The sequence below is a fragment of the Brevibacillus reuszeri genome (assembly GCF_002897295.1).
In the GTDB taxonomy this organism is placed as follows: Bacteria; Bacillota; Bacilli; order Brevibacillales; family Brevibacillaceae; genus Brevibacillus; species Brevibacillus reuszeri_A.
In genome coordinates this window covers 96815-110142 of the sequence record NZ_BEXF01000017.1, presented here as the reverse complement: position 1 = coordinate 110142, position 13328 = coordinate 96815, and the positions used below count along the sequence as shown (strand labels likewise).

The 13328-nt window shown below is 39.3% G+C and carries 10 protein-coding genes and 1 pseudogene; 1 reads left to right on the top strand and 10 read right to left on the bottom strand.

The annotated features are described in order from the left end of the window. Positions 1–272 precede the first annotated feature (272 nt). On the top strand, positions 273–572 hold the full coding sequence (locus C3B52_RS23770) for a hypothetical protein (RefSeq protein ID WP_235615840.1): 300 nt from the start codon (positions 273–275) through the stop codon (positions 570–572). Between the two features lie 85 nt (positions 573–657). Here the strand turns inward: C3B52_RS23770 and C3B52_RS23765 are convergent, their stop codons facing one another. From C3B52_RS23765 to C3B52_RS23725, 10 genes and pseudogenes are all read right to left on the bottom strand, one after another. Next, on the bottom strand, positions 658–1122 hold the full coding sequence (locus tag C3B52_RS23765) for a hypothetical protein (protein ID WP_103108860.1): 465 nt from the start codon (positions 1120–1122) through the stop codon (positions 658–660). 384 nt (positions 1123–1506) lie between these two features. Continuing rightward, positions 1507–1785 (bottom strand): hypothetical protein, encoded by a 279-nt coding sequence (locus tag C3B52_RS23760; protein WP_164684898.1) that lies wholly within the window; start codon positions 1783–1785, stop codon positions 1507–1509. Positions 1786–1865: 80 nt separating this feature from the next. Continuing rightward, positions 1866–2039: a hypothetical protein gene (locus C3B52_RS36695; RefSeq protein WP_164684897.1), complete on the bottom strand. Its 174-nt coding sequence runs from the start codon at positions 2037–2039 to the stop codon at positions 1866–1868. 213 nt (positions 2040–2252) lie between these two features. Continuing rightward, positions 2253–3545: an insecticidal delta-endotoxin Cry8Ea1 family protein gene (locus C3B52_RS23755; RefSeq protein ID WP_164684896.1), complete on the bottom strand. Its 1293-nt coding sequence runs from the start codon at positions 3543–3545 to the stop codon at positions 2253–2255. 225 nt (positions 3546–3770) lie between these two features. After that, a pseudogene (locus tag C3B52_RS38255) lies at positions 3771–3997 on the bottom strand (transposase); the annotation flags it as partial. A 183-nt stretch (positions 3998–4180) separates the two neighbouring features. Further along, positions 4181–6127, bottom strand: coding sequence for a DUF2075 domain-containing protein (locus tag C3B52_RS23745; RefSeq protein ID WP_103108890.1), 1947 nt, complete (start codon positions 6125–6127; stop codon positions 4181–4183). Positions 6128–6209: 82 nt separating this feature from the next. Next, positions 6210–6572: a nucleotide pyrophosphohydrolase gene (locus C3B52_RS23740; RefSeq protein WP_103108857.1), complete on the bottom strand. Its 363-nt coding sequence runs from the start codon at positions 6570–6572 to the stop codon at positions 6210–6212. Between the two features lie 80 nt (positions 6573–6652). Beyond that, positions 6653–9055 carry a DUF2357 domain-containing protein gene (locus tag C3B52_RS23735; protein WP_103108856.1) on the bottom strand — a complete coding sequence of 801 codons (2403 nt, stop codon included), beginning with the start codon at positions 9053–9055 and terminating at the stop codon, positions 6653–6655. Then, positions 9027–11246: an MrcB family domain-containing protein gene (locus C3B52_RS23730; protein ID WP_103108855.1), complete on the bottom strand. Its 2220-nt coding sequence runs from the start codon at positions 11244–11246 to the stop codon at positions 9027–9029. Before C3B52_RS23730 ends, C3B52_RS23735 begins: the two co-directional genes overlap by 29 nt. 210 nt (positions 11247–11456) lie before the next feature. Beyond that, positions 11457–13139 carry a DUF262 domain-containing protein gene (locus C3B52_RS23725; RefSeq protein WP_103108854.1) on the bottom strand — a complete coding sequence of 561 codons (1683 nt, stop codon included), beginning with the start codon at positions 13137–13139 and terminating at the stop codon, positions 11457–11459. Positions 13140–13328: the final 189 nt, after the last annotated feature.

The following is a 13328-nucleotide window of genomic DNA, read 5'->3' as shown; positions in this document are numbered from 1 at the left end:
CTTACAATGGGCAGAAATAGTTTATCAGATCCCAATCAACGTAGAATAAACAAGGCGGAGGGAGCATCCATTTTTTATGTCGACAGCCAGTTAGCGTGACCGATTCTATTCCTGGCAAGTCCCTAGGTTCGATCATCATCCTGTATATCATTGGTAGGCAACCGTACAAGCAAACGTAGTCCGAATGACATATAGTACTTTTAGTGTATCTGTTAAGGAGAAGCCAAGTTCCTTCTGCTCGTTAGGATCATGTAGGGAAAGGAGGAACGTCTTTGAGAAAACAACAACCAATCACAAGCCAGGATCGTTTCACGCCAGAATTTATGCAATGGCTCAAGCAGAACAACGTCTCCAGACGACTGCTGAAAAGAGAGCCGGCAGCATTGGAGCAGTATCATCAGGAATGGATGAAAACGCAGAGAAAAAAGAGACCGCGGAGACCCTCATTGTTTCAGCTTCCTAGCATAGCAGACATAGACTTGGGTGCGGTTGTGGGAAATGTACAAATCGCCAAAGAAATCTTTAAAACGTATCGGGTATTGCAAGGAACGAGTATTTTTAAAAGGAAATAGGACTGGATGACCTAAAGGGAGAGTGAATGCTCTCCCTTTTGCATGAGAAAAACTGGGTAAAGATAATATGGAAGTATCGGAGGCTTCAATGTGGAGCACTTTGGTTTTTCCCCGCTTCTAGTTGTTCTTCCAGAAATGCCTGCCTCGCCTCTTTTGCCAAATGAACAAGCAGGATCAGAACGAGAATATAAGCAAAGTCAAGAAACCAGATGAGGGTCATAGGATGACCTAACATAGCCCCGAGCATGGGTGACATCATTCCGCCCATGATTCCTGCCATCACTCCTTCAATGGATGCTGTGAGAGAAACCCATTTTCCTGTAACAAACCCAACGGATATCCCTATTAAAACAGCAAGGATTGTAGCGAGCCCCAAGTCGTTTACGAGATACACTTGTATATTCAATCCGAGAGAGATACTAGACATGGCACCAAGCACCATTGCGAATATCATGCCATCCATGCAAGCCAGCTCAGACCGATTTTTAAAGGTATACAGCATGCTGCTTGCTGTTAACAAAATGAGAAATACCATGTTCAGAAAGAGCATCCCTACCTCCTGTGATTACACGTTTTTTGCTCTCGCTATTGCTGACTTGCTTCTTCTCCGACATCCACACCTGCAAAAAATCGTGCATCTACTTCCCCGACAAAGGCACCTATTAGCCAATCGGACCACCTCCTGCCATAACATATGAGTTTTGCAAAGAAAGTTGTCTGAAAGAGGGAGTGGCATTTTCTTCAATTTTTGAAAAATAGTTCTTTTACCTGCATCGCATGGGAAAGGAAAAGGGAACCACTGGTTGGCTCCCTGAAGATGCTTTTGTTTTTTTCGACGCGTAAAATCTTGTTCAACAACTTCAAATTAGATCGATAGTTCTACCCAGTCTACACCTTCAAACTGCATTTAAGCCCTCTTGATGAAATCTTGTTTTCATTTCATTCCAAAGCGTTCATTAATATCTTCAAGATACTCGTCATCCAATAGTTCAATTTCTACTTTAACGATGCGTTTTCCCCATCCCTCAACGTCTTTATAGGTAGCATAGACATTATATACTCCATCTCCAAGTCCAGAATTAAACGCAACTCCCAATTCCGGCTGGCCCATCTTATAGTTTAATTGTCCTCCTTGATCATCGGTCAAGGTGATATCACAAACTTTATTATATGTACTATCAGTATAAGGAGCAGTCACTATTTTTTGTTTCATGTCCTCTGGAAGAAATTTAATTCGCTTAATCAATGCTTCTGCATCTTTGGTTATGACTCTACACTTACCGCCTATACGTTCTATTGAATCCCATCATCTTTTAGTAGACTGAATATCTTCTCTTGGCCTTGACCCCAAAAATCAACACCAAGTACTGAGTCTTTGCCTTGCCACTCACTTTCAATGTAACAAGGGTCGATGATTACCAATTGCCCAGAATCTACGCCAACTTGACCTAATAATTTTCGCTCCATTTTGTTTTGCTCTCCTTCGCAAGCTCCAACAAATGACTGAATAAAGCGATGCTTCCTCTGATAATGAGAGGGTGTCAAAAGGAGACTTCGCTTGTTTAGGGCGTTATCTTTTAGAATCCGGTACGTTATGACACAAAAACAAGACTTACGGTTTACGTAGTCCTGTTTTTATGTTTGATATGGGGTTTCTTGTAGCTTGCGATCATTTAGACGTTAGTTACTATATTTGAATCCTAACTTTATGACAGAAATTCCTGTTGTTCCGGATGGTCCAGCTCCCGTTTTATAAGCTCCGCAGACAAGCTTGTAATTAGACTCTACAACTGCATCCACGTCGGTTCCGCTCCAATTTTTACGGTTTCCAAGCATTCCAGAAGATGAGCCATCTGAAAATAAAACTTCCAGTCTACATATAATTCCTGAAGAGAATCTCATCTTCATGCCTATAACATACTTATCCTGTGTTGTAGGTAAGTAATGAGGCTCTCCCCCCTTTGGATTACCGATAAAATTGCCGGAATGATCTGTATAAATGAGTTGCATACCGTCAATGGAGTTGTACTCACGTATGTACACTTGCTTGAGTTCACCTGGTTGGTCTTCTACATTTACTGCATACGAAACCTTACTGTCATTTCCCAGGATGGATAAACTATATGGCCCCATCCAAATGGTTTCAAGATTTGGATCTACAATGGCTGGTTCATCCTCACGCCCAGGTATGTAACGGTGGAGTGTAAAAGTTGTTGCGATACTTGCTGCAATTTTCGCAATCGCATCATTCATCCAGCTTTCTTTGATCGCTTGGCAAACCCCTTGAAAAGTGGTTTCAATACTATTAAAATCATCGCGGTAATGGATAGGCTTTTCTGCAGCAAATGTATCTTTGGCATACCCGTGAGCTGCCCAATAAAAAAATGGAGGGACTGTAGTCGGGTTCTTGTCTGTATACCACTTTATCTCGATTTTACTTTCTCTCCATGTCTTCCATTTCGGGTAAATCTCAAGGAAAAATTTATGATAGTCTTGATATCTCTTAGTCAAATCCTTTTGCCATACCGTCGTATTGTCCTCGGTATATATTTCCTTGCCGTGACTGAGTCGTTCTCTAAGCAGTGTGAGGTGTATATTGGCAATCGTGATGGTGAGGGGAATTAAATGAATGGAGTTAGTTGACTCCGTGAGTTTATGATGCATAATATTTAACTGTGTAAGCATGGAGGTCATAAAGCCGCCTTTTTCATGATTTCCAGCATCCACATATTGATTCATCGTATCATTTAAACCTTCAATCTCGTGCTTCCGTTCCTCCATCTCTTTGTTTAATATCGCTTGATCTACTAATCCCTTTACCTGATCCTTAATGAGACTAAAAATATCCGCTTTATCCGTTGGCCATAATTGTCCAATAGCAAATGAAACAATAGCTCCAACATACGGAATCTTTTTTGCAGCTGCCTCTGAAATGCTTTTAATTCTATTATTCCAAGTATCAGCATGAATCAAGATAATTGTTCCCCTCTCTTACATGGATGTATAGTATTTCTCCTTATGTTAAATTATTCCTCCCTCATTTAACCGGGCAAGATAACGATTATACAAAAAATCCCGGATTTCCCCCTTCAGGTATGACCGGGTATGTTCATCAGAATTAGCCGATTCATTTTCTCCAATCCAGATTCCACGGACATCTTTATGACCTTCAAGGTCAATTCCAATAACCATATAGGCAGGCTCACATTCTCCCTCACGATCACGTGGGACTTGAATGTCCACTTCCCATACTCGGAACGGACCGTTTTTTTGCTTTATCCATTTCGGCTATTTGTTGTCCGCTTATTTTTCATGTCATGCTTGGCGTATCCAAGAGAGGACTCCATCTCAGCCGCGAGCATTTCTTGGATCGTTTCAGCAAACAAATCCTTTAGAGCTCACTGTACGTTGTCCACCGACTACATGGTTTACGCTTTGATCCACTGCTTGATTTGCTCTTTTGAGATCATAAATATCTCCCAACCTTTTTAAGACTCACTATAGTTTAATGGTTGAGAGTTTACACAGAATATTTTACAGACTTCCATCTTTTCTCCTGCATCTGTTGCTATATTGCTTAATTGCTTTGTGAAAGAATCTCCAATTGATTAATACCCCTCTTTCTCCTCCGCAACTTTTAAAAGTGGTTTAAAAAACTCATTCGAGTTATATGTTTGATATATTTCTTCCGCTCTATTAAAGAAATACTGTTCTAGTTCTTTATCGGTGCAAAAAATAAAACATCCTTTTTGTCCACGTGTCATCAAAGTTCTGTATGTATTTCGAATAATTTCATCCGCTAATTGTAATGCTTTTGTGGGGTCACTTTGAAGCATTTTTTTCAATCCTTTAAGTGAACTATCTGTCTTAGCTCTTTTTGTATAATCCGTTTGAACTTGCCCGTCTCTACAAATTAAATCATCACCAATAATAACCCCGACGTAATCAAACTCTAGCCCTTGGCTTGTATGGATACATCCAACTTCACTAATCGAATTCTCATTGATTGCCCACGTGTCAGAATTAGCCAAATTCCAACTCATTCCGAAATTATACTCAGGTAGTTCAATATCATGGAAATTAGGATTGTTTTTCCCTTCCTTTCTCCAATCCCAGCAATAACCTGCAACTAATCGAGATCTATTGTTTCTCTGATTTAGCATTTCAATTTCTCGACGCAACAAATTCGGATCCGAAAACACCCGAAGATCATAGTTACTACCGAGATGATTTGAATTTGCTGTTTCATGAACCTGTAATACGTCGTCAACCCATGCTAAATAACCGTCTGAGCCATTGCAACGAAACTGCGATTCTAGCCGTACCTCTGTTACTGTTGCCTCATATGAAAAGGCAAACTTCTTAATCATTTCAATGCTACCAACATCTTTCAAAGTTACTCTCTGGCGTTCATCAATAAAGAATATAGCAAGCTTGGAAGCATAGATGATTTCTTTAATTTGATTTTCCCCTAGATTTTGGAACATTCCTGACTTTTCATTGAGTCTATGCGCTTCGTCTACAATCAAAACATCAAACTCATCACACTCAGATTGAATATAGCTTCCTGTTCCCTTAAAGAGATTATCAATATGCGTTTTACGATAGTCTTGTTTCAATCTGTTTGCATAAACATTTCTAGGGGCTGCATTTTTTGTTGCATACTGACAAACTAAATTGCGTTTGGTTAACTCAACAAGCAGATTAATAGCTAAAACGGATTTTCCAGTCCCAGGCCCACCTTTTACAATCAAAACGTGTTTCTGATTCGTTCTTAATGATTCATTCGCTAATTGAAGTGCAGTTTCATAAACAACTTTTTGATCATCGATCATAACAAACTCTTGATTCCCCTTTAGCATATTTACAAGGGAATCCTGCAACGATTTAGATGGCCGTAATCGTCCATTTTCGATTTTGTAAAGGTTCTCCTTATTATCACCATATTTAATATATTTTTTAATAAAGGCTCGTAATTTACTAGCATCCCCTTTAATAAATAAAGGAGCTTGTTCTATATATGTTTGGTAATTTTCATCAGTAAGTGGATCATTGTCTTCTGTGGCTAAATAGTTATGCAAATAAGCGCACGGGTAGAGATCAATATCATCATGTTGAAAATTTTCATTGTAGTCCTTAATTAAGGTCGCATAAGACCACGCCTGGTAGGATGGATGGGGTGTTTCAACAACGTTACGGTTCATTACAGTTTTTACGACATGGTTTTTACCCTCTACTTTCTCGATGCTTCCCCACTGTTTCAATTCAATAATGACAACTGAACCTTGATTGTCGTCATCTGAACCTGAAATAAGAAAATCTACCCTTCTAGATGTATAGGGAACTTTATACTCAATAGCCACTCCCGCATCATTCGGTATCTCTAAGTCATTTAGCACTCGATACATATACTGCATGGAGTTGTCCCAAGCTCGAATTTCACTCTGGTTTATTCGACCAATTTTAGCCTGGAAATTTCTACTTATGTTCTGTACAAGGTTGTCATCGAAAACATCTTGCAGAAACTCCTCTTTCGTTGCTTCATAAACAATCATTTTGCTCACCTTAGTCTTAATAATTTCAGCGATCTTCAGGAAGAAATCCTGGCCTGATTTCGTTAGAGCTTGGATACGCACCCTATAATTCTGAATACTTTTTATTTGATCCTTTAGATCTGTCTACCGGGTAGTTCCGATTATTCTTTTCAATTTTTTGGAAGAGTTCTTCCGTGAGATCGATGTTAAACTTTTGGGCAAATCTTAGAACAAAGAATAAAACATCAGCTAATTCTTCCGTGATTTCCTGTCTTTTGTTGCCATCCAAAAATAATTGTTCCATTTCTGCATCAGATTTAAATCGAAAATGCTCGAGTAGCTCCGATGATTCAGTAATGATACCTATTGCTAGATCTTTTGCATTGTGAAATTGGTCCCAATCTCTATCCTCGCAAAATTGTTGGACTCGTAATTTAAGGTCGTTAATTGTTGTTTTATCGTCCATAATCTTCTCCTAAGTAAAAGTTAACTTCTGAAAGAAAAAAGGAGCGCGGAAGCAATAAACGCTCCAATTCGCTATTCTCTCTATACCTCTTCCACCCGAGCCTTTTTAGCCAAATCGATATACTCATGATCCAAAACGACTTTTACCTTCCCACTTCTACGCTTCTCTCGCCATAGTTTTAACTGCTCTTCATCGTCTAACCGCAGCTCACTAATTTCATCTGCCCGATCAAACATGTACTTGGTTGTTAAAAGCAACGTATAGATGCCTTGCCCACCGAAACGGATTGGTTTTTCTCGTTTTATCCATTCATTCACTTCAAATCGTACGTACAATTCTTCTTCCGTACCTGGACGAGGGATTCTTTCTAAAATATCTTTTCTGCGCACTACTTTCCAATCAGTTATTGAGCCGTACCAATGGATACCTCCATCTTCTCCAAATTGTTTTCTGGACTGGCACAATGCAACATACTCAATCTGTGTCAATATTTTATGATCCTTTAGATTTTTTAAAGGAACATGGTAAAACTTGTGTTTTATTGCCAGTTCTAGCTGACCTGTTCGCAAAGACCCAACAAGTACATTCTTGTTTCCAAGTTTATTCTGATAGTAGTAATCCGTACCTCGAGGTCGAGTAGAGCGTTCATAAGCTTTTTCAGGACTATCTAAAATGAGCTCATCTAAAAACTGTTCTAAAAGAGAGGTTGCCCCCGGCAGGAATGGGAAAGCTCCGATATTAATTAACTCAATGCTTTTATAAAACTGATGCTTGCGAAACAATTCCTCATCTGGAAAGGGGAAAAGTACATAAGCCCCGTACATGCTTCGCTCATACTCTAGTGTAGTGGAATCTAAATATACGATTGCATCCCGATAACGGTGCATAGTATTAATATCGTCTTCCTCAGGACCTGGAAATCTATATTTCTGGTAGTAGCTTGTCCCTTCATAAGCTGGGTTGAGTCGATATTTTGCATCAAAAACATACTTGAATTCTTGTTGAGAGTCACTTTTTTTCAGAGTCAATACACTATCTGGCCTCTGTGATAATGTGGGTACTTTTCTCTTGTCCTCAGATGGCAATGTATTGTAATAAAGGGTGAACCGCTCATTATTCGCTGGATTTTCATAAACCATGCGAGCCGACTGACTACGGTCCAATGTTACGAACAACCCTCGTTTATTTATTTTTACAATATCTTGTTTTAAAAGCTTATATTTCTTACTTAGAATTTGGTTGAGCTTCAAAAAGCACCAGTACTCGTACAATTGAGCTAAGTCTTTCATCGATAACTTTGATAGCTCTCCTTGGATAGTCAATCCTTTCATTAAGGTTAGGTAAGCTTTATAAATTTCTCTATATCCTGGAGCCATTTGCAAAACTAGCGTAACGGACAACTGGTTCATTTCTGTTGCAGTAGCAAGAAAGTCTAGTTGTAGTACTCCCCTGATTTGTTCAACCATCCGATCAAGCTTTTGCAAGAATACCTCGTCACGATTACGAACACTCATTTCAAAATGAAGGCGAATTTCCTTGAGTTTTGCAACGATTTTTAGTAGCATCCACCGAACAAAACGGTTTTCTGTAGTATCGTAATCAATGATTCGCCTTTTCTCTTTTAATAAAGAAGGACGGTACATCTTGTCTTGAATTCTCAAAAGTCCATTTTTATGATCTTCTATTAGCAAGTGAGAATGCTTACTAAGGAACGTGTGATTTTGCCTGCTTACCCGTTTTACCCGTGATGCATCGACAACTTTTTGCTGTGCTTCAAACTTATGATGCGGATTAACCTTAATTCGCTCGACTGCACCCATTAACTGCTGGAAGACATGTTGCAGAATTGAATAAAATTCGGTCAAACTCTGTGAATTAGTCTCAGAAAACCCAGTCAATTGATAAGTCTTGCGCATAAAATCGAAAGCGAGGTTGTATACCTGTTCATTCACTTCACGTAAAATGTTTTGATAATCCCTACGATAATCCATTTTAACTGGAAATATTTCGAGCTCAAGTTTTAATACTGGCTGACGATTCATTTGAACCACAATCTCAGTCAGTCCAACTTCATTTTGAAAAAGCAAAATTCCAGATAAAATGTCTTTTCCAAGTGGCTTTACAGCTTGGCGGAGATGAACATTCTCATGAAAAAAAGAGATTTCCTTCTCCTGTTTACGTACCAAAACAAATTCGTACGACTGTGTCTCAAAAAAAATCGGCCAAGAGTCTTCCTCACCTATATCCGTTAAAGCACCTGTAATGGGCGAAAAAACGAGCTTTGATTGCATTGTAAGTAAACGAGCATCACTGGATACCCGTAACGTCGCTGACTCCCATTCTAAACTACTATCCCGATGAAGCTGCAGTTTCTCAACGGTTGGATGAAAAGGTTTGCCTTTAATATATAGATCAAAGAGATCTGTCTCTATTCGCAATAACTCTACACTTTCTCTAAGAGACCCAGAACGATGTAAATCCATCTTCTTCAAGCCTCCGGAGCATATAGAGTAATTTTTTACTGCTTTGTTTGTACGGCGCACTGGGATATTCCTTTTGCAGATTTATCTCGTATAACAACGAGGCATCTCCTATTAGCTCGTCCACATGTAATCGAGTATCTCCCAAGGTAATTTTCAGGAGCTCTATTAGAGTTCGCTTCACAGATAAATTACTACCTTGTATTCTGGGTAGAATTTTTTGAAGTAGTTGAAAATCAAATGCTTCAGCTTTGGTCACGAGACGAAAACGTTCATTGTAGATCATGTAAAAGCAAACAGCATCCCTCACACGAAAACCGATGTGTGCGTGTATATTTTCAAGAATCATATTAATTTCAATCAGTTTCTCAGTTGATTCTTTGATAAGACTTTTATAATTTCTGTATGCCTCTTGTAAGGTAATATAATCACTCGACAAAAAAGATGCTGGAACTCCCCGCTCTGTACCCGATTCCAGTATTTCTTCATCATCAGGGAAGTTATCAAGTTGGATATAATTAAATTCTATCGTGTTTCCACGATCCAAAACTTTCTTACTAAATGGATGCGTCGTTTCATCCATATTAACCGTCCCAATCAGCACTACATTGCTTGGCAAGTATAGTTCCTCATAGATCTCCCGGTCATCTTCGCCCAACTGATTTGCCGAAATCATCCGATTTGTAGTAATACGACCATTTTTACGCTCCTGTGTTTCCATCAAGCTGAGAACGTCACTAAAGTAATGTTCCACACGTGCTAAGTTCATCTCATCGAGACAAATAAAATAGACTTTGTCCTCATTATCTGGATTGGATGCTTCCATAATAACCTCTGTCAGTGGACCAGGACGGAAAGTTCCCGTAAGATCTTTATACCCGATTAAGTCAGATGGGTCACTCCAGTCTGGGCGAACAGGAATAAGTCGAAATTGCCTGTTTTCGCTGGTTGCTCCAATCGCTTCTGCAAAGAGCTTCACTAGTTTTGTTTTCCCAGTACCAGAAATGCCTGCAAGGATTACAAACGGCTTTGTTTTTATTGAAAGGTAGAAGTTCTCAATCAGATGGTCGGGGTAATGGAATCCTCTTTGCCGTATATAAGTTTTAATTGTGCCTATCGTTTCTTTTACGTATAAATCATTCACAAGAAGTGGCTCCTTCTTAATAGAAGATGTAGTAGATTCGCTTTTGAAAGTTGTGTCCTTTGGAAGACTGTATTCCACGTACTCTTGATAATACTCTAGCATCGAATGCAGATCGGTCAGAAGCTGCTGATTAGACGGCAAGTTGCTTGCTTCATATTTCGCATAGGCTACCGTTGATACTTGATAATCTTCTCCAATCCCCTTCTCAGTCAGATGGATGCTTTCATCTTTTTGGAAGCCATCTAGAGCTATAACAGAGCGAATCTCCTGGACTTTTCTTCTTAAAAACTCATAGCCCTCTTTCTTTCCTTGCTTTAATGGCACTGTTACACCTTGAGCCAATGTTAGATATACTGCACTCATATCTTGGGAAAAAAGATAAACGATGTAGACACCTTGTTGTGTAGTCGTAGTGATTCTTTTATCCATGATCGCAATCCAAGGTACATCTGCCCAATTTCCTTGTCCCACAGATCCTTGAGCTTTCCATTCCTCTGGAAAGAACGGGAGCTTTGAAATGTCATTTGGAATGGTCTGTCTCACTAGTTTCCCAAGATCATTCTCTTTGAATGGTTGCCGCTTTGTTTCCAAATAAGTAGACAGTATCGTATTTAAATGATCATGTAGCGGAATGGACGGATTTAGCTGGCCGTAATAATCATCCAGTTCTCGTGTAGCGTACTCACTCAGTTCGATGATCTGTGGTGTCCGTAACTCTTCTAAAATATCTGGTCGAAAGCCATATGCTTTATGGTCGCGATCGGTGATCAAAATTTGAGATAGAGCTTGGATTGGCGTCTGAATGATGTGATGGATTTGAGCTGAGGTAATCCCACGCCAGTGTTTGCCTAGTTTTGATGGTGGTGGATCAACTACTAGCTCTTTCGCTTCTCGAGCTTGGTAGTAAGTAAGGAATCTTTGTTTGAGTGTGTCCAAGGTAACGGACGTGTTACCTTTTTTTAGTTCGTCTATAAGGCAAAGGATTAGGACCATTTTGTATGATTTTTGTTTGTGCTTGAATATATTTGTAAGGGCTATTGGTAAGGCCATTTGCTTCCTCCGGTGGTTAGGGTTGTGTGGATATTATAGCAAATATTGTTATTTCGGGGGCATTTACTTATTCTCATGCTCTGCAGTTCAAAATAGACAGAATAAAAAGCCCTTACTTTGTTGAAAGGGCCTTGATTTGTATTAGACGAGATTATAAAAAGCATCAGTCCAAATGTTATTTAATTGATTAGATACTAGTCATTTTCGTCTCTACCGAAGATCCCAAATTTCGATCAACTTATCCATCATGTTCTTCTGCCGCTTCTCCAATACACCTAATGTCCACTCATCCTCTTGCAAAACTTGAGTTGTAATTGCAAATGGACTGACACCCTTTTTCATAAAGTATTCTTGTTTTTTACGGTCAAATTCGAAGTTTCCAGCTTGTGAGTTTTTCGCTCTTGAGAGGAGAACCAGATTACCGATCCGATGTACTTGCTCGGTACGACTCTTCACGTCTTGATACCATTTTACCCATAGGCTGTCCGGTTTTGGGTTTTGCGGTAGAACGTGCTCTACAGATAGTACTTTATAGTTGTAAGTAGCATTTCCGCCCGACAACTCTTCGTCCAACCGAAGTAGTACCGGGAGGCGAATTTTTGTGATTGGGTAAAATGGGCCGTCAAGTGTAGCAATGATCGCCGTCTTTTCGTCGTTTGTTAGTTCGATTGGAGAATCGACATTAAACAATGATACTGAATAATTCTCAATTACGTCTAACAATCGTCCATATCGTTCTAACCGTTCATTTATGTTCGCCCGTTGGATTAATAACCCCATGGATAAACGTTCCATTTTTGTTAAAAATTTTAATAGCATTGCTGGATTGTTTCGATTCTTTGACATATACGATAAAGTCGGAGGCATCCAATCCGAGTTATCAATCCGCTGTAACAGCTTAAAGTAATGGTTTATCTCGTCGGCTAACGTGTAGCTTTCGTAGCTAAATGAAGTAATATCCTTCATTGCCGTTGCCATCGGAATTAATACATTATCCATGAATAACTCCGAATTTTTGGATGGATTGACGTATTTCCGAACTTCTTCAAGAATTGATTTCTCGAGTTTTCGTTTTCGGAAAATCATTCGTACGTGCGCAAAAAGTTCCTTAAAGACATCTCTACCTAATTCGTCCTCTGCTTCCTCCCATTTCTCTGTATACATGTCCTGCTTATTTTCAGGGATGTTACCGATGACTTCCGCTTTCAATATATCTGAATGCGTCAAATCCAAACCTCGATCGTTTAGAACGGAGAAGATGCGGTAGGCTGAATCGAAGTCAGGGGTACGCACTACAACGAGGAAGCAACGCTTAATGATAAACATCGCCAAACTAATACGGTCCGTTACATCCAACTCTTCAATATTACGAATAAAGAGAAGAGCATTGTCTCGAATATTTTTCTGGCTTGACGTTAGGCTTGTCTGCAGAGTTTTCAGTTCCTCGATTCCTTTTTCCTTCTGTATGTATGTTTTAAAGAACTCAGCATCTCGATCCCTAAGAGTCAACCGGTAACGATCTTGAGTTCCTTTAAGCATGTTCCCTTTTTCATATAAAAAAGCAGTAAAATTAGTCGCCACATCCGAAGGCACCATTTCGCGTAAGACAGCGAGTAAAATTGTCAGTGTCGTAAGACGTTGTTGACCATCAACCACTTCTGCTTCGGGGCTATCACTTTTTATTAGAACGATGCTTCCAAGAAAATATGGATTTACTAAGTCAATGTTGGCACTCGATTGTTGACGTGCAAGTAAGAGATCATCGTACAGAAGTTCTGCCTGCTCAGTTGTCCAAGAATAAGGTCGCTGATATTTCGGAATTGTAAACACATAATCATCGCTCAACACTTTCTCGATGGGGTATTCCGCAGCATGTATGGAAGTTGTACTCATTTAAACGACTCCTTTTTAGTTCTTCAAGAAGAATTTGATAGTAAAGTTACAAGAAATTTATTAGTTTGATCGCACTACTTATTTAGCTAGATAGACTCATCAACTACATTACTCTCCTTTTTCATACCTATAGTGAAGATTTTTGTAGATCCCATTTATCGATAGTATTATAACGGAATTTCATAAAAT

Coding starts and splice junctions, on each gene's coding strand:
- C3B52_RS23730 (WP_103108855.1), bottom strand. CDS start 11,246: ATGGCCTTACCAATAGCCCTTACAAATATATTCAAGCACAAACAAAAA.
- C3B52_RS23765 (WP_103108860.1), bottom strand. CDS start 1,122: ATGCTCTTTCTGAACATGGTATTTCTCATTTTGTTAACAGCAAGCAGC.
- C3B52_RS23740 (WP_103108857.1), bottom strand. CDS start 6,572: ATGGACGATAAAACAACAATTAACGACCTTAAATTACGAGTCCAACAA.
- C3B52_RS36695 (WP_164684897.1), bottom strand. CDS start 2,039: ATGGAGCGAAAATTATTAGGTCAAGTTGGCGTAGATTCTGGGCAATTG.
- C3B52_RS23735 (WP_103108856.1), bottom strand. CDS start 9,055: ATGGATTTACATCGTTCTGGGTCTCTTAGAGAAAGTGTAGAGTTATTG.
- C3B52_RS23760 (WP_164684898.1), bottom strand. CDS start 1,785: ATGAAACAAAAAATAGTGACTGCTCCTTATACTGATAGTACATATAAT.
- C3B52_RS23725 (WP_103108854.1), bottom strand. CDS start 13,139: ATGAGTACAACTTCCATACATGCTGCGGAATACCCCATCGAGAAAGTG.
- C3B52_RS23745 (WP_103108890.1), bottom strand. CDS start 6,127: ATGATTGTTTATGAAGCAACGAAAGAGGAGTTTCTGCAAGATGTTTTC.